This is a genomic window from Pollutimonas sp. M17, assembly GCF_025836975.1.
Lineage (GTDB): Bacteria > Pseudomonadota > Gammaproteobacteria > Burkholderiales > Burkholderiaceae_B.
On sequence record NZ_CP107548.1, the window covers coordinates 744,491 to 767,358 of the forward strand.

Genomic DNA, 22,868 nt, shown 5'->3' on the forward strand with positions numbered 1-22,868 from the left:
CGCTATTCCCATTCCAACCGCAGTAATCGGTCGGGGCAGCATGGGCATCCGCCATAACAAGCAAGCCGCTGCCACAGGCCAAGGCCAGGGCGCCATGCAGCACGGTGGCTTTCAAGGCCGGATTTTTCGTAAACTTATTGGGGAACATGAGGATGGGATCGCAAGGGTTGACTATTCCGGAACATGCCTTGAATCAAGAGTGTTCAAGCGATTAACACTGCCGGAAAATGGTGCGAAATATTACAATGCCAGCCATGCCGAAGTCGATTGCCGCCACACTTTTTTTTCTTGCTTTTTGTTCAGGTTGCGCCACGATTTCGTCGCCGGAAGAGCGCCGCGTCATAGCGGATTCCCTGGCCGCCGGCCATGATTGGCAGGCCAGTGTTTTGCCGGCCGGCGGCTTCGATCTTGTTGCGTATGCACCACGGGATGTCCAAGTCGCCGACACTTTGACGGTCTATATCGAAGGCGATGGGTTTGCATGGGCGACGGGGGCTCGGCCGTCCAGCGATCCGACGCCGCGCGATCCATTGGCCTTGCGGCTGGCTTTGGCCCAGCGTTCCGGCAATGCCGCGTACCTGGCGCGGCCCTGCCAATATGTGGATGCGGCGCGCTCCGGCTGTCCGCAGCGTTATTGGACCGGGTCGCGTTTCTCAGCCGAAGTGGTGCATGCCGAAAGCCAAGCATTGGATGTCCTGAAACGGCGTTTCGGTGCGCAGCGGCTGACCTTGGTGGGGTATTCGGGCGGCGGCGCCGTGGCGGCATTGCTGGCCGCCCGGCGCGGCGACGTCGAGCGCCTTATCACCGTGGCGGGCAACCTGGATCATCGGGCATGGACGGCTCACCATCGAATACGGCCCCTGACCGGCTCGCTCGATCCCGCGGATGAAAGCAATGCCTTGCGCGGCGTCCGGCAATGGCATTTCGCGGGTGGGAAAGATACGGTGATCCCACCCGGCCTAGTTCAGGGGTTCGCGCAGCGCTTTCCGGCCGATGCCAGGCCTGTGGTCCATGTCGAGCCGGGCTTTGATCACCGCTGCTGCTGGGCCGAGGATTGGCCGCGGTTATATGGAGTGGCAGCCCGATTCCCAGGCTGAAACCCTTATCCTTTACAGCGCTTGTCCGGGATGCGGATTTATTCCAGGATGCCTGTCCCGGGCCGCAAGCCGTCCGGCCCGCGCGCCCGGAGTATCATCATGGCTCGGGCGCGTTTCCGCCCCGCATGACGATAAGAACGAGTATGACTTCCACAGAAATCCGTGCCGACGGCGCCGCCATGGCGGCGCCCGTCCGGAGCCGAGCGGCGGCGATCCTTCTGGGCTTCAGTTTGATGCTGATCGCCTACAACCTGCGGCCCTTGTTTTCCAGCCTTTCCGTGTTGCTGCCCGATTTGCTTCGGCAGACCAGCCTGACGTCGGCCGGCGCCGGCTACCTGACGACGCTGCCTGTGCTTTGCCTGGGTCTGTTCGCGCCGCTGGCGCCCAGGATATCCCAGCGCCTAGGGCCGGAACGCACACTGCTGGCTGTCCTGTTCTTCCTGATGGCCGGCACGGCGCTGCGGGGCATGGGCGATATGTACTCCCTGTTCATCGGCACGGCGCTGGGCGGGGCGGCCATCGCCACGGGCAATGTCCTGCTGCCCAGCGTGGTCAAGCGCGACTTTCCGAAACAAGCGGCATTGATGACCGGGCTGTATACCATGGCCTTATGCGGCGGCGCGGCTTCGGCGGCGGCCTTCACCTTGCCCATCGCGCATTACTTCGGCGGCTCGTGGTCGATCGGCCTGGCGGTATGGGCCGTGCCGGCGGCCCTGGTGCTGCTGGCCTGGGCGCCGCAATCGCTGCGCGCCGAGCATGCGTCGCGGCAAGCCAGGCGCAGCGTAAGCGGTTTGTGGCGCGACCCGCTGGCCTGGCAGGTGACCTTCTTCATGGGGCTGCAATCGGCCCTGGCCTATTGCGTCATGGGCTGGATGGCGCCGATCTTGCGCGATCGAGGCATGGACGGCGTGGGGGCTGGACTGGTGGTGTCGGTTTCCATCATTGTCCAGGTCTTCACATGCCTGCTGGTGCCGCCGCTGGCGGCGCGGTGCAGGGATCAACGCCTGTTCAACGCGGCGCTGGCGCTGATTGCCGGCGGCGGCTTCATCGGTTTGCTCTTCGCGCCCTTGTCGACCATCTGGATCTGGGCGGTTTTCCAGGGCATCGGGCAGGGCGGCTTGTTCGCCATCGCCATGACCGTCATCGTCCTGCGTTCCCCCGATTCCCACGTGGCCGCCCATCTTTCAGGGATGGCGCAAGGGGTGGGCTATGTACTGGCCGCCTTCGGCCCACTGCTGGTCGGGGTACTGCACAGCGCGACGGGCAGCTATCGGGCGGCTGCGTGGCTGTTCGCTGCCCTGGGCGTGGCGGCGGCCGTGAACGGATGGGGCGCGGGCCGCGCCATGCTGGTCAAGGCGCGCAGCCATGCCAAGGCGGCTGTGCACGACACCTGATCGGCGCGGATCACGCGCAAGCCTCGGTTCGCGGCTTGCGCATGACGAGATAGATGCCCGCGGCGGCCAGCGCCATGCCCGGCCATGCGGACAATGGCAGGGCCTCGTCCAGGATAAGAAAGGCAATCACGGCCGTCACCGGCGGCACCAGGAAGAACAGCGCCGATACGCGCGAGGCTTCGCCGCGCCGTATCATCGCCAGCAGCAGGGAAATCGCCACGATGGAATTGCACACGACGAGATACGCCAGCGACATCAGGAACTCGGCGGACCATTGAATGCGCATAGGCTCCAGCAGAAAAGCCAGCGGCGCGGAGACGGCCAGCCCCACCGCATATTGCACCATGTTGGCGGTGACCGGATGCGCCTGGACGCCATAGCGTTTTTCCCATAGCGTGCCGCCGGTCATGGACAACAGGGCCATGACGGCAAACAGCAGCGCGGCCGGCGAGGCGATTTCTATCGCGGATCGGGACAGGATGACAATGCCTGCGCCCGCCACGCCCATGATCAGGCCGAGCCAGCGGCCGGTGCTTACCCGTTCGCCGGCGATGGCGGGCGCCAGCAAGCCGATCAAGATGGGTTGCTGCGAGGTGATCAGCGCTACGGCGCCGGCGGATATCCCCAGCTTCAGGCTCAGATAGACAAACGAGAAATAGCCCGCTTGAAGCAGCAGGCCCACCATGGCCAGATGCAGCCACGCTCTGGGCGTGGGCGGCAGGGCGGGGCGCAGCCAGAGGAATGGGATGGCCAGCAAGGCCAGGACACAGGCATAGCGCAGCGCCAGAAAGGTCAAGGGGTCGGAATAGGCCAGACCCATTTTCAGAAAGACGAACCCGAATGACCACAGCATCAGGAACAGGGCGGGACCCCACTTCAGCCACGAAGAGGCTCCGCCCGCGGAGTCTGGGGATGGCGGCATAGTGCTGGCCTTGCCGGGCTATCAGCCCAACTGGCCAACGCCGCGCGCCATCAGCGCGGCGCACAGGATCAGCAGCGCCAGGGCCGCCAGTTCCGCATGGATGGTCTTGCGCAGCTTCTGCAGCGTGATCGCATCCACGGAGGGCGCTTCGCCGGCTTTTATTGCGCTTCGCCAGGACAGGAATTCGCGGGTCGGCCGGATGGACAGCACGCCGATCAGCGCGAAGAGCGCCAGCTTCGCCAGGAAGGGAATGTTCGTGAAATAAAAGGCCGCGCCTTTTTCAAAGAAGAATACCCGCAGCAATCCGATCACCAGCACCGCTGCGGCGGAGGCGCCGAACACCAGGTCGGCAAGCAGCAGCTTGCGCGCGACGGTGACGGACATGGCTTCCTTGATCAGGACGAACTCCACGGCCAGGGCCGCGGCCAGTGCGAAGGCGGCCATGTGATGCAGGAAGGCGAACAGTGAACTCATAAGGACTCCGGCGGATGCATGCGCTTGGGTGGAAGGCCGAAAGTGTACCGCCAGGACTCAAGCCGCAAAATGATTTTTTTGTGGCAAGGACGCGTCAATTTCGGGACGATTCAGCTATTCGTAAATCAACTTATAAATATATGTTTATTTCTTACGGATATGAAGAGCACGCCCTCATCGGCCTGAGACGATTCCATGGCCGCCCCAAACTTTATATTTTTCAGCGTTTTAGGCAAAGCGATGGGCATGTGATGCGGTGAATGTATTTGGGGCGCAGGATTTACGACCCTAGTAATACTACTAGTAGAGGCATCTTTTCTTTAAGCGCATCATCCGCCCCGGTTTCCGTTTCCGCCCAAGAGGACGGAGCGTGCAAGGCTTATTTCATCATTCCCACAAGGAGTATTCATGCAACGCCGTTCGTTTCTGAAGAACGCCACATTGGGTGCCGTCGCCGGCGGCGCCACTCTGGCAGCACCCGCTTTCGCGCAGCAGGCGCCCACCATCAACTGGCGCCTGGCGTCCAGCTTTCCACGTAGCGCCGACGCGATCTACAGCGGCGGCGAGAATGTCGCGAAGTTCGTCTCGGAAGCGACCGACGGCAAGTTCTCCATCCGCGCATTTCCCGCAGGTGAAATCGTCCCGGCGCTGGCCGTCCTGGACGGTGTGCAAAACGGCACGATCGAATGCGGCCATACCGCATCCTATTACTACTTCGGCAAGAATCCGGCCTTGTGCTTCGACAGCGCCGTCCCGTTCGGCCTGAACACGCGCCAGATGAATGCGTGGGTCAATCACGGCGGCGGCCTGGCCTTGTTGCGCGAGCTGTACAAGCAATACAACATCGTCAATTTCCCCTGCGGCGCCAGCGGCACGCAGATGGGCGGCTGGTTCCGCAATGAAATCAAGTCGGTCGAAGATCTGAAGGGGCTGAAATTCCGTTGCAGCGCCTTTGCCGGCGCGGTGCTTTCGCGCCTGGGTGTAGTGCCCCAGCAGATTGCCGGCGGCGACATCTACCCCTCGCTGGAAAAAGGCACGATCGACGCCGCGGAATGGATAGGTCCCTACGATGACGAAAAGCTGGGCTTCCACCGCGTCGCGCCGTACTACTACTTCCCGGGCTGGTGGGAAGGCACGCTGCAGGTTTCGCTGTACGTCAACCAGGATAAGTACAACAGCCTGCCCAAGCATTACCAGGCCGTGCTGGCCCAGGCCAGCGCCATGGCCAACAACCAGATGATCGCGACCTACGACGCGGAAAACCCCAGCGCGCTCAAGCGCCTGATTTCCGAGGGCGCCAAGCTGCGCGCCTTCCCCAAGGCCGTCATGGAAGCCTGCTACAACGAGTCCAACAAGGTGTATGCCGAATACTCCGCCAAGGACCCCGTGTTCAAGAAGATCTATGACAGCTATTCCGAGTTCCGCGACCACGAGATCCCATGGTTCCGCGTGGCCGAGGGCAGCTACGATCAGTTCATGGCCAGCACGACATCGCGTCGCTAGTACTTGCATTAGCCGTTCATACAGGACAGAGCCGCCACGGCTGGCGGAGCCGGCCGCGCACGGAGCGAATTTCCGTGCGCGCCGGTTTCTCCATATGTCCTGCCGATTCCTGCTTCAAGAAACCCAGCGATGAAAACCCTACTTGCTTTATCGCGCCTGATTGATGCGATCAATCGGCGCGTGGGCCGAGCCGTGACCTGGCTTATCCTGATCGTCGTTCTCGTGAGCGCCGGCAATGCCGTCGTCCGCAAGGTGTTCAATGTGAGCTCCAACGCCTGGCTGGAGCTGCAATGGTATTTGTTCGGCGCCATCTTCCTGCTGTCGGCCGGCTATACCCTGCTCAAGAACGAGCACGTGCGGGTCGACGTGATCGCGCAGCGATTCTCGCGCCGCACCCAGATCAAGATCGAAATCTTCGGCGTCCTGTTCTTCCTGCTGCCGGCCTGCGTGCTGATCATGTGGCTGTCCTGGCCGATGTTCATGGACTCCTGGCTGACCCACGAATACTCCTCCAATTCCGGCGGCCTGCTGCGCTGGCCGGCCAAGCTGCTGATACCCATAGGCTTCGCCCTTCTGATCGCCGCTGGGATTTCGCATTTGATCAAATGCATCGGCTTTCTGGCCGGCGCCGCGCCCGATCCCACCGAAAAGCTTGCGGAGAAGACGGCCGAGGAGCTCCTGGCGGAAGAAATCGCCCGCGATGCCGAGGCTCGCGCGGACGGCCAGGCAACATCCGATAACTCAGCGGGGCGGTAATCATGGAATTCTTCATAGCCAACATGGCCCCCATCATGTTCGCGACGCTGGTCGTGTTCCTGCTGCTGGGCTTTCCCGTGGCCTTCGCATTGGCGGCCAACGGCATCTTCTACGGCCTGATCGGCATCGAGCTGGGCTTGTTCACCCCCGCCCTGTTCCAGGCCTTGCCGCAGCGCGTCTTCGGCATCATGGCGAACGATACGCTGCTGGCCGTGCCGTTCTTCACCTTCATGGGGCTGATCCTGGAACGGTCCGGCATGGCGGAGGACCTGCTGGAAACAATAGGGCAGTTGTTCGGCCCGCTGCGCGGCGGCCTGGCCATCGCCGTCGTCCTGGTCGGCGCCATGCTTGCCGCAACCACGGGCGTGGTATCGGCCTCCGTCATTTCGATGGGATTGATTTCCCTGCCCATCATGTTGCGCTACGGCTACGACCGCAGGCTGGCCACGGGCGTGATCGCCGCATCGGGCACCTTGTCGCAGATCATTCCGCCTTCCCTGGTGCTGATCATCCTGGCCGACCAGTTGGGGCGGTCCATCGGCGACATGTATCGCGGCGCCATCGTACCGGGATTCGCGCTTACCGGCCTGTATATCCTCTACGTGACCGTGCTGTCGTGGCTGCGCCCCAAGGCGGCTCCCGCCATTCCCGAAGAGGCGCGCTCGTTCGTCGAACCCAACGGCAGCCGCGGCATTCCTTCGCTGCTGGTCCTTATGGCGATAGCCGTCACGGCCGCCGTAAGCTGGATCGTCTTCCTGATGCGGGACAATGCGCCGGTCGATGAAAAAGTCGTTCTCGGCATACTGGTCTGGGGCGCCGTCGCCTTCGTGCTGGCCGTTGTCAACAAGCTGCTGCGCCTGGGCCTGCTGTCGCAGATCGCCGAGCGCGTGACCTTCGTGCTGATTCCGCCGCTTGCCTTGATTTTCCTGGTTCTGGGAACCATATTCATCGGGGTCGCCACGCCGACGGAAGGCGGCGCCATGGGCGCGGTCGGGGCCATCATCATGGCCGTCATGCGCAAGCGCCTCAGCTGGTCGCTGTTGCGCCAGGCCATGGACACGACCTCGACGCTGTCCTGCTTCGTGGTGTTCATCCTTATTGGATCGACCGTGTTCGGGCTGACCTTCCGCGGCGTCAGCGGCGATCTGTGGGTGGAGCATCTGCTGATCGGCCTGCCGGGCGGTGAAATGGGCTTCCTGATCGTCGTCAGCCTGATGACCTTCGTGCTGGCCTTCTTCCTGGACTTCTTCGAACTGGCATTCATCATCGTGCCGCTGCTGGGACCGGTTGCCGACAAGATGGGCATAGACCTGATCTGGTTCGGCGTGCTGCTGGCCGTCAACATGCAGACGTCCTTCATGCACCCGCCTTTCGGGTTTGCACTGTTCTATCTGCGTTCCGTGGCGCCCAAGGAGGATTACAAGGACCGGGTCACGGGCAAGACCATTGCCAAGGTCACGACCGGCCAGATTTACTGGGGGTCGGTGCCTTTCATCATCATTCAGTTGCTGATGGTTGCCCTGGTGCTGGCTTTTCCCGGCATGGTCACTCATTACCGGCATGAGGCCACCGGCGTCAATCCGGAATCGATCGTGATCGATTTCGACAAGGCCTACGGCGGCGAAACCCGGTATGGAGACGACAGCCTTCCGCCCGGCGCCGAGCAGGATGCGTCGCCCGAGGTGTCCAATTCCGATGAGGAACTGAACAACCTTTTCAAGTAGAATGAGGACTGGAGTTTATGGCCGGATGGCCGTAAACTCCTTCTGAAAGCCCTGAAGCGCGCGAAGCCGGAGCCGGCATTTTTTTGGGCGCGAACAATAGTGTAAAGCTATTCAATCAATAATATTAATCAATTTTACAAATCAACCTGGCTTGCCTATACTGACGTTGTGTTCAATTTCTTTAACCAACAAAGGAAACGCAATGTCCCTGATCAACACCAAAATCAAACCCTTCAAAGCAACGGCTTATCAGAACGGAAAATTCATCGACGTCAGCGATGAGTCCGTGGCAGGCAAGTGGTCGGTCTTCGTTTTCTACCCCGCCGACTTCACCTTCGTGTGCCCCACCGAACTGGAAGATCTGGCCGAGCAATACGAAGCCTTCAAGAAAATCGGCGTTGAGATCTACAGCGTCTCGACCGATACCCACTTCTCGCACAAGGCGTGGCACGACACGTCGGCCGCAATCGGCAAGGTGCAATACCCCATGATCGCCGATCCCACCCACGTCCTGGCCCGCAACTTCGAAGTTCTGATCGAAGAAGAAGGCATTGCCCTGCGCGGCACCTTCGTGGTGAACCCCGAAGGCGAGATCAAGGTCATGGAAGTTCACGACAACGGCATCGGCCGCGTCGCTTCCGAGCTCCTGCGCAAGGTCAAGGCAGCCCAGTACATCGCCGCCCACCCCGGTGAAGTCTGCCCCGCCAAATGGGAAGAAGGCGCCAAGACCCTGACTCCCTCGCTGGATCTGGTCGGCAAGATCTAAGGCCAGCCGCTTGCGATAAGCAGGTAGCCACTCGCCGCCGCGCGCAGGGTCAAAAGCCCGCGCGCGGTCCCCAAGAATATTCCTCTTATCAAGAAGGTTGCTACGTTATGTTGGATGCAAATCTCAAATCCCAGTTGAAATCCTATATGGAAATGGTCTCCCTTCCGGTCGAGATCGTTGCCAGCCTGGACGACAGCCCCAAGTCGCAAGAATTGCGCGAGCTGTTGCAGGAAATCGAACTGATGTCCGAAAAGATAACGCTGACCGAACGTAGCGACGACCACCGCAAGCCTTCGTTCAGCATCAACCGCAGCGGTACGGACGTCGGCGTGCGTTTCGCCGGCATCCCCATGGGCCACGAATTCACGTCGCTCGTGCTGGCTCTGCTGCAGGTGGGCGGCCATCCCATCAAGCTGGATGAGGCCGTTATCGAACAGATCCGCAATCTCGACGGCGATTACGAATTCGAGACCTATTTTTCCTTGTCCTGCCAGAACTGCCCCGACGTGGTGCAGGCGCTGAACGTGATGTCCATCATCAATCCGCGCATCAAGCACGTTGCGATCGATGGCGCGCTGTATCAGGCCGAGGTCGACGCCCGCCAGATCATGTCGGTTCCGACGATGTACCTGAACGGCGAGGTTTTCGGCCAGGGCCGTTCCAGTGTGGAAGAAATCCTGGCCAGGCTGGATACCGGAGCCGAATCGCGGCGCGCGGATGAACTCAGCGCGCGCGAACCCTACGACGTGCTGATCGTCGGCGGCGGCCCCGCCGGCGCGGCCGCCGCGGTGTATGCGGCGCGCAAGGGCATACGCACCGGCGTCGTGGCCGAGCGCTTCGGCGGCCAGGTGCTGGACACCATGGCGATCGAGAACTTCATCTCGGTCAAGGAGACCGAAGGCCCCAAGTTCGCGACGGCGCTGGAACAGCACGTCAAGGCCTATGACGTCGACATCATGAACCTGCAGCGCGCGGAAGGCCTGACGGCCGGCAAGCTGATCGAAGTCAAGCTGGCCAACGGCGGCGTGCTGAAAGGCAAGTCGGTCATCCTGGCCACCGGCGCGCGCTGGCGCGAAATCAACGTGCCGGGCGAGCGCGAGTACCGCAACAATGGCGTGGCCTATTGCCCGCACTGCGACGGCCCGCTGTTCAAGGGCAAGCGCGTGGCGGTCATCGGCGGCGGCAACTCCGGCGTGGAAGCGGCCATCGACCTGGCCGGCCTGGTCAGCCACGTGACGCTCATCGAGTACGGCGACAGCCTGCGCGCCGATGCGGTATTGCAGCGCAAGCTCAAGAGCCTGCCCAATGTCGACATCGTGGTCTCGGCGCAAACGACCGAGATCCACGGCGACGGCAAGAAGGTAAGCGGCCTGTCGTACAAGGATCGCGTCACCGACGAGCTGCGCAACATTGAGCTGGAAGGCGTCTTCGTGCAGATCGGCCTGGTGCCCAATACCGAGTGGCTCAAGGGCAGCCTGGCTCTGTCGCGCCACGGCGAGATCGAGATCGACGCCAAGGGCCAGACGTCCCTGCCGGGCGTGTTCGCCGCGGGCGATTGCACGACCGTGCCCTACAAGCAGATCGTCATCTCGGCGGGCGACGGCGCCAAGGCCGCGCTCAGCGCCTTCGACCACCTGATCCGAAGCTCCGTATCGGACCAGGAAGACGTGGCGGCCAAGGCCGAAGCCGTATCGGCTTGACGCCTTACGCTCGACATTAGTATCAGGGGCCGGCACGCCGGCGCGGTTTCACCGCGTCGGCGTGCTTTTTTTTTGCGCTCCGGCCCTTGCTCGGTCTTGCGCGCCTGGGCGGCGACGCGAAGCGCTCCGGTATCCCGCGTCCGGATTGTCTGGCCTACAATCCGGACATCGTCAAACAGAAGCAAGGACAGACATGGCAGAGAAGATCAGGATAGGCATCGTGGGCTACGGCAATCTGGGCCGCGGCGTGGAGTCGTCAATCGCGCAAAATGACGACATGGAGCTGGCCGGCGTATTCACCCGCCGGGATCCCGGCACGGTCAGCCTGCTCGACGGCAGCGTGCCCGTGCATTCCCTGGACTCCATCCAGTCGTTCAAGGGGCGGATCGACGTGCTCATCCTGTGCGGCGGCTCCAAGAACGACTTGCCTCGCCAAGGCCCTGAACTGGCGGCCATGTTCAACACTGTCGATAGCTTCGATACCCACGCGAAGATCCCGGACTACTTCTCGGCGGTCGATGCGGCGGCGCGGGCGGGCGGCAATACGGCCATCATCTCGGTGGGTTGGGATCCCGGCCTGTTTTCGCTGAACCGCCTGTTCGGCGAGGCCGTCCTGCCCCAGGGCGCCACCTATACTTTCTGGGGCAAGGGCCTGAGCCAGGGGCATTCCGACGCCGTGCGCCGTGTTGCGGGAGTGAAGGCCGCCGTGCAGTACACCATACCGGTGGACGACGCCGTGAATCGCGTCCGCAGCGGAGACCTGCCCACCCTGTCGACCCGGGAGAAGCATACGCGGGACTGCTATGTGGTCCTGGAGGACGGCGCCGACGCGGCGGCGGTGGAAGCGGCCATCAAGACCATGCCGGATTACTTCGCCGATTACGACACCACGGTCAACTTCATCGGCGAAGAAGAGCTGCGCCTGAAGCATGGAGCGATGCCGCATGGGGGGTTCGTCATCCGCAGCGGCAAGACGGGCCCCGGCCAGGCCAGTGCGCAAGTCATGGAGTATTCGCTGAAGCTGGACAGCAACCCGGAGTTCACGTCCAGCGTCCTGGTGGCCTATGCGCGTGCGGCGGCCCGGTTGGGCAGGCAAGGGGCCGCGGGCGCCCATAGCGTATTCGACATTGCGCCCGGGCTGCTGTCGCCGAAGACGCCGGCGCAGTTGCGCAAAGAACTGCTCTAGCCGCTCGAAGCCATAAGAATACCCTTGGTTTCTTTTGGAATGTTCCCGTTGCATGACGCCCGCGGCCTTGCCCTACAATGAAATGACCTTGTTGCAGCATTGTCGCCATCATGTAAACGGGAGCCCCTATGCCACGTTATCTAAGAATAATATTGTGGACATGCCTGGGTTTGCTGTTGGCCCTCGTCCTGGCTGTCGCCGTGCTGGCGACCATGGACTGGAACCGGGCCCGGCCGTGGATAAACCAGCAGGCCACCGAGCTGGCCGGCCGGCCCGTGGCGATACAGGGCGATCTGTCCTTGGACTGGGTCAGGCCGCAGGGGCAAGAGAAGGGCTGGCGGGGCTGGCTGCCATGGCCGCAAATCACCGCCCATGACCTGGTCGTCGGCAACCCCGAGGGGATCGCCTCCGATCGTTCCATGGCGCAGGTCTCGGCGCTGACCGCCGTCATCAATCCGGCAGCCCTGCTGGAACGCCGCGTCCAGCTGGCCAGCCTCGACATCGAGAACGCGCAGCTCTACCTGGAGCGCCAGGCCGACGGCGTCGCGAACTGGACGTTCGCCCGCAAGGAAGGAGCCGCCTCGGATAAGGGGAAGTGGACATTCGACCTTGAGAAACTAAGCTTGAAAAGCGTGCGCGCCCAGGTGGTCGATGCCGCCAGCAAGCTGGACATGAAGGCCGACCTGGATACGCTGGAAGAAGGCGGCCCGGAGGGCTACGGCATGGCCTGGAAGGCCAGCGGCAGCTACAACGGCGCCGAGATCACCGGCGAAGGCAAGACCGGCGGCGTGCTTTCCCTTCGGCAGGGCGACGATCCGTTTCCCTTGCGGGGCAAGGTCGCCGTGGGCACGACCACGATAGGGCTGGAGGGCTCGGTCACCCGGCCGCAAGCCCTGGCGGCGCTGGACGTAAGGCTCAAGCTCGAGGGCGACACCATGGCCGACCTGCTGCCGCTGATCGGTGTTGCGCTGCCCAATACGCCGCCTTACAGCACCGAAGGGCGGCTCATCGGCATGCTTGAAGGCGAGGAGGACACCTGGCGCTATGAGGATTTCAAGGGCGTCGTGGGCGAGAGCGATCTTGAAGGCACCCTGGTGTATGAGCAGCATGAGCCGCGGCCGCTGCTGAGCGGGGAGGTCGAATCCAGGCTTTTGCGCTTCCAGGACCTGGGGCCGCTGATCGGCGCGGACACCAGCGATGTAAAGTCCGCCTCGTCCAAGAAGGCCAAGGCAAAACAGCCGGCCGACAAGGCCTTGCCGACGGCGCCCATCGGCACGGAGTCCTGGGATGTCATGGACGCGGATGTCCGGTTCAAGGGCCGCAAGATTCTGCGCGACAAAGACCTGCCGCTGGACAATATCGAGGCGCATGTAAAGCTGAAAGACAAGGTGCTGACCTTCACTCCGCTGAACTTCGGCGTCGCGGGCGGCACACTGAGCAATACGCTGAAGCTGGACGGCGGGGCCGAAAAGATCAAGGCGGAACTCAAGACGGAGGCGCGTCACCTGAAATTGAAGAAGCTGTTTCCGGGGGCGGAGAGCATGGATGCCAGCTTCGGCGAACTGCACGGAGATGCGGAGCTTTCCGCGCAGGGCAGTTCCATCGCGGAACTGCTGGCCCACTCCAACGGCGAGATCAAGGCCTTGGTCAGCCGCGGCACGATCAGCCAGTTCCTGCTGGAAGCGGCGGGCCTGAATGTTGCCAATATGGTGATCGTGAAGCTGTTCGGCGACGAGCAGATCGTGCTCAATTGCATGGCCAGCGATTTCGGCGTGAAGGATGGCGTCATGCAGATTCGCGCCTTCCGGCTGGAAACCGACGACACCATCGTGGACATCACCGGTCAGATCAATCTGGCGACCGAGAGGCTGGATCTGGACATACGCCCCGCGAACAAGACCTTGCGGATATTCACCCTGCGTTCGCCCCTGTACGCCAAAGGCACGTTCAAGAATCCGGATGTGGGCGTGCAAAAAGGCCCGCTTATCGCACGGGCCGGTGCGGCGGTGGCGCTGGGCGTGGTGGCCACGCCGTTCGCCGCGCTATTGCCGTTGTTGAACGTGGGAACGGACGATTCGGCGAATTGCAGTTCTCTGGTCGCCACCGCCAACGAGGATCCGAAGGCGCCTCCGCCCGGGGAATCCGCCAAGGATACCGAAGCGAAGCCCCGCGCCGGGAACGGCAGCGAAGCCAAGGCCGACCAGGAGGCCGAAGAGCGCGCCAACTGGCCGTCCTCGCAAGCCAAGCCGTGATGCCGCGGCCCTTGCCGCTGCGCATCGCCAGATTGGGCTTGGCCGGTTCGGCGTCGGATTCCCGCGCCGCCCTGATTGCGCTGACGGTGCCGCCGCCGCGTTGCAGGTGGACATCATCCGGACTCCTTGGTCGGCCTTGGCCCGATGGGAGCGTGCGGTTCGTCTTCTCTGCTTATTGCAGCGTGAAGCTCAGGCCGGGCCTGTTGGGCGAGCGTGTCAGCGGCGCCGTCCGTGCCCGGTTCCATGCGCTTGACGATGGCCAGGATGAAGAGCGCGGCCAGGGTGCTGACGACCGCCGTGGCTTCCCGCCCCGTGCCGGCCGCGATGCCCACGGCGGCGGCCACCCATATGCTGGCGGCGGTGGTCAGCCCTTTTATTTCATGGCTGTCGCTATGCTTGATGATGGCGCCCGCTCCCAGGAAGCCGATGCCGGCTATGACGCCCTGGAGCACCCGGCTGGCGTCGGCGATCTGCATGCCGCTTTGCAGGGGCACCAGCACGAAGATGGCGGCGCCCAGGGATACCAGCATGTGCGTGCGCAGGCCGGCCGCCTTGCCCTGGAGCTCGCGTTCGTAGCCGATGGCCGCACCCAGTAAAATGGCCATGGCCAGGCGCAGCACGATGCGCGTGGCTTCTTTCGCATCGGGGATATCGGAAAATTCCTGGACTATGGTCAGCCATACCTGTGTCGCGATTTCGGTCATTTCGGGTGTCCCAAGACGAGGCAGAGGTTAGAATAGCAGGCTTTGCACCTGCACAATAACGGTGGAACATGAGACTGATCATTGCCCTGCTGCTGCCCTGGCTGACCTTTTTCACGATCGGGCGCCCCATTGCGGGCATCATTTGCCTGATTCTTCAGATTACGCTTATCGGCTGGCTGCCGGCAACGATATGGGCGGTCTACGCGCTCAGCCAATACAAGACGGACAAGAAGATCGAGAAAGCACTGTCGCAGCGCTAGAGGCCGTTCGACGGCCCCGATTGCCCGCCAGAAAAAGAAGATGACTATACGCCTTGCCCTGAAGCAGATCACCAAGCGGTATCCGGCCGTGGTGGCCAACGACGCGGTCGATCTGACCGTGTTGCCCGGTGAAATCCACGCCGTGCTGGGCGAGAACGGGGCGGGCAAGTCCACCCTCATGAAAATCATCTATGGGGTGACCCGTCCGGATTCCGGCCAGGTTTTCTGGAATGGCGCTGAAACGGACATAGCCAGCCCGGCCCTGGCCAGGCAGCTTGGCATCGGCATGGTGTTCCAGCATTTCTCGCTGTTCGATACCCTGACGGTGACCGAGAACATTGCCCTGGGCTTGCCCAGGGGCTTGCGCATGGACGAGCTGGAGCGCCGCATCGCGGACACCGCCCATCAGTACGGGCTGGACCTGGAGCCGAAGCGCCACGTACACACCTTGTCCGTGGGCGAGCGCCAGCGGGTGGAAATCGTGCGGGCGCTGCTGGGCGGGCCCCAGCTGCTTATCCTGGACGAGCCCACCTCGGTGCTGACGCCCCAGGCTGTCGGCAAGCTGTTCGAGACCTTGCGCAAGCTGGCTTCCGAGGGCTGCAGCATTCTCTACATCAGCCATAAACTGGATGAAATCCGGGCCTTGTGCCAGGCCTGCACGGTGATGCGCGGCGGCAAGGTCACCGGCGTGTGCGATCCGCGCGGCGAGACCAACGCCAGCCTGTCGCGCATGATGATAGGGGCGGAGCCGCCGCCCGTCGCTCATCGCGAGAAGCCCGCGGGCGCGACCATGCTGTCGGTGCGCAATCTCGCCTTGCCCAGGGCGCATCCCTTCGCCACCGAATTGACGGGCATCGATTTCGATATCCGCGCCGGCGAGATACTGGGTGTGGCCGGTGTGTCGGGCAATGGCCAGCAGGAATTGCTGGGCGTGTTGTCCGGCGAGGACATCCGCGCCGACGAGGGCGCCATCCTGCTTGAAGGCGTGTCGATCGGGCGTCGCTCGGCCGCATGGCGGCGCGCGCGCGGCATGGCCTTTGTCCCCGAGGAACGCCTTGGGCGCGGCGCGGTGCCCGAACTGAGCCTGGCGCAGAACGTCCTGCTGTCGCACCAGGACGGCGCCACGGTTCGCAACGGCTTCATCAGGCCCGCCGCCACCCATCGCCTGGCGGCGGGCATCATCGAACGTTTCCGGGTCAAGGCGGCCGGGCCCGGCGCGGTGGCGGCCAGCCTGTCGGGCGGGAACCTGCAGAAATACATCATCGGCCGCGAGGTCGCGCGCAGCCCCCGGGTCCTGCTGGTGGCGCAGCCGACATGGGGCGTCGATGTGGGCGCGGCCGCGCAGATACGGGCCGAACTGCTGGATCTGCGCGATGCGGGCTGCGCCGTGCTGGTCGTTTCCGAAGAGCTGGATGAATTGTTCGAGATCTCCGACAGGCTGGTGGTCATGTCCAAGGGCAGGATGTCGCCGTCCATAAAGGCCGCCGAGGCCGACAACGATCTGGTCGGCCGATGGATGAGCGGGCTGTGGCACGAAAACCGTCAGGAGGCGACCCATGCTCAGGCTTGAGCCTCGGGCCCGCCCCTCGGTCTGGATGTCCTGGCTTTCGCCGGTGCTGGCGGTGTTGCTGACCGCGGCTTGCGGCGTGGTCCTGTTCCTTGCCGTCGGCAAGGACCCGGTGGCGAGCCTCTCGGTGTTTTTCTATGAGCCCATCAAGGACCTGCGCGGCTGGTCCGAGGTGGGTGTGAAGCTGGCCCCCTTGCTGCTCATCGCCGTTGGGCTGGCCCTGTGCTTTCGCGCGAACGTATTCAATATCGGCGCCGAGGGTCAACTGGTCGTGGGCGCCATCGCCGCGGGTTCGGTCATCCTGTATTTCGATGACGGAAGCAATGGCGGATTCGGCCTGATTGCCCTGGCGCTGCTGGCCGGCGCGGCGGGCGGCGGCCTCTGGGCCGCCGTCACGGCCTGGCTGCGCGACCGCTACAACGCCAATGAGATCCTGGTTTCGCTGATGCTGGTCTACGTGGCCCAGTTGCTGCTGAGCTATCTGGTGCATGGCATATTGATCGACCCGGACGGCTTCGGCTTCCCGCAGTCGCGGCTTTTTTCCGACGGTTTCCTGCTGCCCATCGTCCTGCCCGGCACGCGCTTGCACCTGGGCATCGTGCTGGCATTGCTGGCGTCGGTCATGGGCTGGCTGTACCTGTCGCGCAGCTTTTCCGGTTTCAAGCTGCAGGTTGGCGGCATGGCGCCGCTGGCGGCGCGGTATGCGGGGTTTTCCTCAAGGCGATCGCTATGGGTGTCCTTGTGCGTATCCGGCGCGCTGGCCGGCGTGGCCGGCGCGTGCGAGATCATGGGACCGATCGGCCAGCTTACGCCGTCGATCTCCCCGGGCTACGGCTTTGCGGCCATTATCGTGGCCTTTGTCGGGCGCCTGCATCCCATAGGCGTGATCTTCTCCAGTTTCATCATGGCGCTGTTGTATATCGGCGGCGAGCTGTCTCAAAGCCGCCTGGGCATGCCCAGCGCCATCACCGGTATCTTCCAGGGCATTTTGCTGTTCTCGCTGCTGGCCTGCGATGTGCTGATCAACAACCGGCTGCGGTGGGGGAAATAATGGACGCATTGGCTCCCTTGATCGCATCCGCCATCAACGCCGGCACGCCGCTCATGCTGGCCGCGCTGGGCCTGCTCGTCAATGAAAAATCGGGCGTGATCAACCTGGGCTCCGAAGGCATGATGCTGGTGGCGGCGGTCATCGGCTTCGCCGTCACCATCCATACCGACAGCGTGGCGCTGGGCTTCATGGCCGGCGCCCTGGCCGGCATGGCGCTGGCCGGCTTCTTTGCCTGGCTGACGGTGTGGCTGGGATCCAATCAGGTGGCCACCGGTCTGGCCCTGTCGCTCTTCGGCGTCGGCGCCTCGGCCTACATCGGCATCGACTATGTGGGCGCCACCTTGCAGGGCGGCCATTTCGGCATACCGCTGCTGCAGGACATCCCTTTCCTGGGGAAGGCCGTTTTCCAGCAGCATCCCATGGTGTATCTGTCGCTACTGCTGTGCGCCGGCATTGCCTGGTTCCTGAACCGGACGCGTCCAGGGCTGATCCTGCGTTCCGTGGGCGAATCGCCGTCCTCGGCCCACGCGCTGGGCTACAAGGTCAGGCGCATACGGCTTTTCGCGCTGCTGTTCGGCGGCGCCTGCTGTGGCCTGGCCGGGGCCTTCATGTCGCTGGTCTACACGCCCATGTGGGTGGAGGGCATGGTGGCGGGACGCGGATGGATCGCGCTGGCGCTCACGACTTTCGCCACATGGCGGCCGGCGCGCGTGCTGATGGGCGCCTATCTGTTTGGCGGCATCACCATACTTACCTATCATATGCAGGCGCTGGGCGTGCCGATCGCGTCGCAGCTGCTGTCCATGCTGCCCTATCTGGCAACGATCGTGGTGCTGGTCCTCATTTCACGCAACGCAAACTGGATCAGGCTGAACATGCCTGCTTCGCTGGGCAAACACTTTAACCCGAACTCCTAAGGATAATCATGTCTGCAAAGTTTTTACGCCATGCGCTATGCGCCGCGGCCATTGCGCCGGCCATCGCCTTGTCCACCGCCGCGGGAGCGGCCGGGCAAGAGCCGCTGAAAGTCGGCTTCGTCTATGTCAGTCCCATCGGCGAGGCCGGCTGGACCTGGCAGCAGGACATCGGCCGCAAGGAAATGGAGCAGGCCCTGGGCGACAAGATCAAGACCCAGTTCGTCGAGGACGTTCCCGAAGGGGCCGACGCCGAGCGCGTCATACGCGACCTGGCCCAGCAGGGCAACAAGCTGATCTTCACCACGTCCTTCGGCTACATGAACCCCACGCTTAAAGTGGCCAGGCAGTTTCCCGATGTGAAGTTCGTGCACTCCACCGGCTACAAGACCGCCGCCAACGTGGCCACGACCAATTCCCGCTTCTACGAAGCGCGCTACCTGGCAGGCATCCTGGCGGGGAAAATGACCCAGACCAATGTTGCCGGATACGTGGGCGCTTTCCCCATCCCCGAAGTCCTGCAGGGCATCAATGCCTTCACGCGCGGCATGCGCAGCGTCAATCCCAAGGCCGAAGTGCGTGTCATATGGGTGAACAGCTGGTTCGATCCCGGTAAAGAGCGCGATGCGGCCCTGGCGCTGATCGGCCAGGGCGCCGACATCGTCACGCACCACACCGACTCGACCGCCACGGTCCAGGCCGCCGAGGAAAAGGGCAAATACGCCGTGGCCTACCATTCCGACATGAAGAAGTTCGGACCCAAGGCGCAGTTGGCCGCGGTCACCCACCATTGGGGCGAGTACTTCACCAAGGAAGCCCAGGACGTGCTGAATGGCACGTGGAAGCCGGACAGCACCTGGGGCGGCATCAAGCAGGGCATGGCCGCGATCGAAGGCTTCGGCCCGGCCGTGCCGGACGACGTGAAAAAACTGGTCCTGGAAAAGCAGGCTGAGATCGTCGCCGGTACCCTGGCGCCGTTTGCCGGCCCCATCACGGACAACGAAGGCAAGGTCCGCCTGGAGTCCGGCGTGCTGGACGATGCGGGGCTGAACAAAATGAATTACTACGTGCAGGGCGTGGCGGGCAAGCTGCCCACCAAGTAATTCAGGTTCCACATACCGGCAAATCAAGTGGGGCCAGGTCTTGCAAGACCTGGCCCCATTCTTTTACCCCATTGATTTGGAAGCGGAATAGCTGCCTTGGGAATCAACCGTGAACAGTCCGGCTTGGCTATCGTCCGAAGAAAGGGTAGTTCGGGTCGTTGTAGCCGAGCGTCGATGCATGGCCCGGTGTCACCAGGCTGTCGACCAGCGCTTCTTCCTCGGCGCTGATCTGCAGGTCGACGGCGGGGTAATAGTCTTCCAGCTGCGCCAGCGTGCGCGGGCCGGCGATGACCGCGCTGATATGGCGGTTGGCCAGGACCCAGGCGGTGGCGAAATGCCCCAGCTTGATGCCGCGTTCCTGGCAGTGCTCCTGCAGGCGTTGCGCGATGAGCAGCGACTCGTCGCGAAATTCGGTCTCCATCATGCGCTTGTCGCCGCGCCCCGCGCGGCTCTCTTGCGGAGGCGTCTGGCCCGCCTTGTACTTTCCGGTCAGCACGCCGCGCGCGATGGGGCTGTAGGGAACCACGCCCAATCCGTAGTGCCCGCAGGCCGGCAGTATCTCGACTTCGGGCCCGCGATTGAGCAGGTTGTAGTAGGGCTGGCAAACCACCGGCTGCGGCACATTGGCCTGCTGGCACAGGCGGATCATTTCGGCGATGCGCCAGCCGCGGAAGTTCGACAGGCCGAAGGCGCGTATCTTGCCCGCGCTGATCAGGTCGCCCAGCGTGCGGACGGCTTCGTCCAGGTTCTCTTCGTGGAAATCGCGGTGCAGGTAAAGGATGTCCAGGTGATCGGTGGCCAGGCGGCGCAGGCTTTCATTCACTTCGCGCATCATCCAATGGCGCGAGTAATGCGACTGGTTGGGCGCCTTGCCCATGGCATTGCCCACCTTGCTGGCCAACACCCAATCGTGGCGGCTGGCGCCAATGAGCTTGCCCACCATCTCTTCAGAGCCGCCTTTGCTGTAGACATCGGCGGTGTCGATGAAGTTGATGCCGTGTTCGCGCGCCGAGTCGACCATGCTGCGCGCTTCGGCATAGTCGGTCTGGTCGCTGAACATCATGGTGCCCAGGCAAAGGGTGGAAACGCGCAGGTTGCTCGCGCCAAGGCGTCTGTATTGCATGGTTGTCGTCCTTCTTGGTGGTTTTTTCATAGCGGTGCGTACCGTCATCCGCGAAGTTAGCACAAAGAAGGACGGGGGGCGCGGCTTACTTCAGTTCGAGGCCTGCGGCTTTCACGACCTTGGCGTACTTGTCCAGCTCCGCCTTGAAAAAGCGGGCCGTATCGTCGGGGTTCATCAAGAGGATGGTGTTGCCTTGGGTAGCCATGCTCTTCTTGACCTCGGGGTCGGTGTAGGCGCTGGATACGTTCTTGTAAGCCGTCTGGACCTTGTCGGCGGGCAGCTTGGCCGGGCCGATAAGCGCGAACCAGCCTTCGACGTAGTAGTCGGGCAGGCCTTGCTCGGCCACCGTGGGCATGTCGGGCAGCGAGGGGGTGCGTTGCTTTCCGCCTACCCCCAAGGCGCGCAGGCTACCGCTTTTCAGATGGGACAGGACGGAGGGCAGCGATGTCACGCAGAAGTCCACCTGGCCGCCCATCAGGTCGGTCAGCATGGGGCCCACGCCCTTGTAGGGGATATGGCGTGCCTGGATGCCGGCCTGGTCCACGAACATTTCGGCCGCCAGGTGCAGTATGGTCCCGTTGCCCGAGGAGGCGTAGTTATAGGCGCCCGGCTTGGCCTTGAGCAGGGCAGTCAGTTCCTGGACATTATTGGCCGGCAGTTTCTTGGGGTTGACCACCAGCAGCAGGGGGGTGGTGCCGATGACGGAAATCGGCGTGATGTCCGCGATCGGATCGAAGGGCACCGACTTGTAGACGCTGGGGAAAATCACATGGTTGTTGGATACGACGCCCAGCGTATAGCCATCGGGCACAGACTTGACCAGGGCGGAAGTGCCCAGTATGCCGCCCGCGCCCGGTTTGTTCTCGACGACCACGGTATGCCCGGCCGCCTTGGCCCATGCCTGGCTGGCGGACCGTACGATGGTGTCCACGCCCGAGCCCGGCCCGACCGGAAGAATCAGGCTGATGGGCCGGTCGCTCTGCGAAAAGGCGGCAAAGGGCATGGCGGCCGCGGCGGCCCCGAGTGCCGCCAGAATCTGGCGGCGGGTGGAATCGATGCTGGATGATTTCATGTTGTCTCCGTTTTTATTGAGGGTGTGAATGGTTGCCGCCAGGCGCTAGGCAACGGCGCCTTGCGCCGCCAGGCGCCCGGCCTGTTCTTCGGAATAGCCCAGCTGGGCGAGCAGCTCGCTGGTGTGCTGGCCCAGTGCGGGAGGGTTCAGGCGCACGCCCAGACGCTCGCCCGACATGCTGAGCGGCAGCAGGGCGGCCTGGGCCGTGCTGCCCGCGCGTTCGCCGTCGGTCAGCCGTATGTCGGCCAGGCCGCCCGTTGCTTTCAGGTGCGGATCGTCGAACAGTTCCTCGGGTTTGACGATGGGCGCGAAGGGCAGGCCGTTCTTCTCGAAGATGGCCGACAGGTCGGCGGCGCTGTAGCCGGCCAGCCTGCCGCGCAATTCCTCCAGCAAGGCCGGCCGCACGCGGACCCGGTCGTTATTGGTGGCGAGTTCGGGCCGGGACAGCAGATCGGTGAAGCCCAGCGCACGGCAGAATACACCCCACTGGGCGTCGCTGACGGCTGCCAGGAAGATCTGCTCGCCATCCTTCACGGTGAAGACGTCGTACAGGGCCCAGGCGGATATGCGCTCCGGCATGGGCGCGGCGGCGACGCCGGTGATGGCGTATTGCAGCATGTGCTGGCCGACCAGGAAGATATTGTTCTCGAACAGGGCCGATTGCACCTCCTGCCCCTTGCCGGTAATGCCGCGTTCTATCAGGGCCGCCATGATGCCGATGGCGCCGAACATGCCGCCCATGATGTCGTTGACGCTGGTGCCGGCGCGCAAGGGGTCGCCGGGCCGCCCGGTCATATAGGCCAGCCCGCCCATCATTTGCACGACTTCGTCCAGGGCGGTGCGCAATTCGTAGGGACCGGGCAGGAAGCCCTTGAGGCTGGCATAGATCAGCCGCGGGTTGGCGGCGCTCAGCGAGGCGTAGTCCAGGCCATACTTTTGCATCATGCCGGGCCGGAAGTTCTCGGCGACCACGTCGGCCGAGCCGGCCAGCTTGCGCGCGATCTCGGCCCCTTCGGGAGCGTGCAGGTTCAGGCCTATGCTTTTCTTGTTGCGGTTGAACATGGGGAAGAAACCCGCGCCCGCGCCCAGCAGGTGGCGGGTCCGGTCTCCTTCCACGGGTTCTATCTTGATCACTTCCGCGCCCAGGTCGGCCAGCACCAGCCCGCAGGTCGGTCCCATGACCATATGGGTGAACTCGACGACCCGCAGCCCGGTCAGCGGCAGGCGCCGCTTGGGAGGGGCTGCGGCCTGGCCGGCGGCGTCGTGGGAAGGGGGTGAAGCGAAAGACGACATGCGTATC

Annotated in this window: 21 protein-coding genes; 15 read left to right on the forward strand and 6 right to left on the reverse strand. The window is 63.3% G+C overall.

What is annotated here, in order from left to right:
• The first annotated feature begins 254 nt into the window (after positions 1 to 254).
• Together OEG81_RS03590 and OEG81_RS03595 are read left to right on the forward strand one after the other, a co-directional pair.
• Positions 255 to 1,097 (forward strand): alpha/beta hydrolase, encoded by an 843-nt coding sequence (locus OEG81_RS03590; protein ID WP_264131364.1) that lies wholly within the window; start codon positions 255 to 257, stop codon positions 1,095 to 1,097.
• A 143-nt stretch (positions 1,098 to 1,240) separates the two neighbouring features.
• On the forward strand, positions 1,241 to 2,491 hold the full coding sequence (locus OEG81_RS03595; RefSeq protein WP_264131365.1) for a CynX/NimT family MFS transporter: 1,251 nt from the start codon (positions 1,241 to 1,243) through the stop codon (positions 2,489 to 2,491).
• A 10-nt stretch (positions 2,492 to 2,501) separates the two neighbouring features.
• On the opposite strand, the gene OEG81_RS03600 is transcribed toward OEG81_RS03595, so the two are convergent.
• On the reverse strand, positions 2,502 to 3,413 hold the full coding sequence (locus tag OEG81_RS03600; protein ID WP_264131366.1) for a DMT family transporter: 912 nt from the start codon (positions 3,411 to 3,413) through the stop codon (positions 2,502 to 2,504).
• 21 nt (positions 3,414 to 3,434) lie between these two features.
• Positions 3,435 to 3,887 (reverse strand): DUF2214 family protein, encoded by a 453-nt coding sequence (locus tag OEG81_RS03605; protein WP_264131367.1) that lies wholly within the window; start codon positions 3,885 to 3,887, stop codon positions 3,435 to 3,437.
• 14 nt (positions 3,888 to 3,901) lie between these two features.
• On the opposite strand from OEG81_RS03605, the gene OEG81_RS03610 reads away from it, so the two are divergent.
• The 8 genes from OEG81_RS03610 to OEG81_RS03645 all read left to right on the forward strand — a co-directional run bounded on the left by OEG81_RS03610 (position 3,902) and on the right by OEG81_RS03645 (position 13,774).
• Positions 3,902 to 4,147, forward strand: a complete 246-nt coding sequence (locus tag OEG81_RS03610) for a hypothetical protein (protein WP_264131368.1) — start codon at positions 3,902 to 3,904, stop codon at positions 4,145 to 4,147.
• Between the two features lie 148 nt (positions 4,148 to 4,295).
• Positions 4,296 to 5,390: a TRAP transporter substrate-binding protein gene (locus OEG81_RS03615; protein WP_264131369.1), complete on the forward strand. Its 1,095-nt coding sequence runs from the start codon at positions 4,296 to 4,298 to the stop codon at positions 5,388 to 5,390.
• Between the two features lie 129 nt (positions 5,391 to 5,519).
• Positions 5,520 to 6,146 (forward strand): TRAP transporter small permease subunit, encoded by a 627-nt coding sequence (locus tag OEG81_RS03620; RefSeq protein ID WP_264131370.1) that lies wholly within the window; start codon positions 5,520 to 5,522, stop codon positions 6,144 to 6,146.
• 2 nt (positions 6,147 to 6,148) lie between these two features.
• Positions 6,149 to 7,870, forward strand: a complete 1,722-nt coding sequence (locus tag OEG81_RS03625) for a TRAP transporter large permease (RefSeq protein ID WP_264131371.1) — start codon at positions 6,149 to 6,151, stop codon at positions 7,868 to 7,870.
• A gap of 202 nt (positions 7,871 to 8,072) precedes the next feature.
• Positions 8,073 to 8,636, forward strand: coding sequence for an alkyl hydroperoxide reductase subunit C (gene ahpC, locus OEG81_RS03630; protein ID WP_264131372.1), 564 nt, complete (start codon positions 8,073 to 8,075; stop codon positions 8,634 to 8,636).
• 107 nt (positions 8,637 to 8,743) lie between these two features.
• Positions 8,744 to 10,336 (forward strand): alkyl hydroperoxide reductase subunit F, encoded by a 1,593-nt coding sequence (gene ahpF, locus OEG81_RS03635; RefSeq protein ID WP_264131373.1) that lies wholly within the window; start codon positions 8,744 to 8,746, stop codon positions 10,334 to 10,336.
• A 193-nt stretch (positions 10,337 to 10,529) separates the two neighbouring features.
• Positions 10,530 to 11,522 (forward strand): diaminopimelate dehydrogenase, encoded by a 993-nt coding sequence (locus tag OEG81_RS03640; protein WP_264131374.1) that lies wholly within the window; start codon positions 10,530 to 10,532, stop codon positions 11,520 to 11,522.
• Between the two features lie 128 nt (positions 11,523 to 11,650).
• Entirely contained in the window at positions 11,651 to 13,774 is a 2,124-nt protein-coding gene (locus OEG81_RS03645) for an AsmA family protein (RefSeq protein ID WP_264131375.1), read from the forward strand.
• A gap of 113 nt (positions 13,775 to 13,887) precedes the next feature.
• Here the strand turns inward: OEG81_RS03645 and OEG81_RS03650 are convergent, their stop codons facing one another.
• Positions 13,888 to 14,478 (reverse strand): MgtC/SapB family protein, encoded by a 591-nt coding sequence (locus OEG81_RS03650; RefSeq protein ID WP_264131376.1) that lies wholly within the window; start codon positions 14,476 to 14,478, stop codon positions 13,888 to 13,890.
• 68 nt (positions 14,479 to 14,546) lie between these two features.
• Between OEG81_RS03650 and OEG81_RS03655 the strand changes: the two genes are divergently transcribed.
• From OEG81_RS03655 to OEG81_RS03675, 5 genes are read left to right on the forward strand one after another with little or no spacing between them, the layout of a single operon-like run.
• On the forward strand, positions 14,547 to 14,738 hold the full coding sequence (locus OEG81_RS03655; protein WP_264131377.1) for a YqaE/Pmp3 family membrane protein: 192 nt from the start codon (positions 14,547 to 14,549) through the stop codon (positions 14,736 to 14,738).
• Between the two features lie 40 nt (positions 14,739 to 14,778).
• Positions 14,779 to 16,308 carry an ABC transporter ATP-binding protein gene (locus tag OEG81_RS03660; protein ID WP_264131378.1) on the forward strand — a complete coding sequence of 510 codons (1,530 nt, stop codon included), beginning with the start codon at positions 14,779 to 14,781 and terminating at the stop codon, positions 16,306 to 16,308.
• Positions 16,295 to 17,356: an ABC transporter permease gene (locus OEG81_RS03665; RefSeq protein ID WP_264131379.1), complete on the forward strand. Its 1,062-nt coding sequence runs from the start codon at positions 16,295 to 16,297 to the stop codon at positions 17,354 to 17,356. Before OEG81_RS03660 ends, OEG81_RS03665 begins: the two co-directional genes overlap by 14 nt.
• Positions 17,356 to 18,273 carry an ABC transporter permease gene (locus tag OEG81_RS03670; protein ID WP_264131380.1) on the forward strand — a complete coding sequence of 306 codons (918 nt, stop codon included), beginning with the start codon at positions 17,356 to 17,358 and terminating at the stop codon, positions 18,271 to 18,273. The genes OEG81_RS03665 and OEG81_RS03670 overlap by 1 nt, the downstream gene beginning before the upstream one ends.
• An 8-nt stretch (positions 18,274 to 18,281) precedes the next feature.
• Complete coding sequence (locus tag OEG81_RS03675) at positions 18,282 to 19,373, forward strand: BMP family ABC transporter substrate-binding protein (protein ID WP_264131381.1); 1,092 nt, start codon at positions 18,282 to 18,284, stop codon at positions 19,371 to 19,373.
• 127 nt (positions 19,374 to 19,500) lie between these two features.
• Here the strand turns inward: OEG81_RS03675 and OEG81_RS03680 are convergent, their stop codons facing one another.
• The 3 genes from OEG81_RS03680 to OEG81_RS03690 all read right to left on the reverse strand — a co-directional run bounded on the left by OEG81_RS03680 (position 19,501) and on the right by OEG81_RS03690 (position 22,861).
• A complete protein-coding gene (locus tag OEG81_RS03680; protein ID WP_264131382.1) occupies positions 19,501 to 20,496 on the reverse strand; it encodes an aldo/keto reductase in 996 nt (331 codons plus the stop codon).
• Positions 20,497 to 20,581: 85 nt separating this feature from the next.
• Positions 20,582 to 21,568, reverse strand: coding sequence for a Bug family tripartite tricarboxylate transporter substrate binding protein (locus OEG81_RS03685; RefSeq protein WP_264131383.1), 987 nt, complete (start codon positions 21,566 to 21,568; stop codon positions 20,582 to 20,584).
• 45 nt (positions 21,569 to 21,613) lie between these two features.
• Positions 21,614 to 22,861, reverse strand: coding sequence for a CaiB/BaiF CoA transferase family protein (locus OEG81_RS03690; protein WP_412034099.1), 1,248 nt, complete (start codon positions 22,859 to 22,861; stop codon positions 21,614 to 21,616).
• Positions 22,862 to 22,868: the final 7 nt, after the last annotated feature.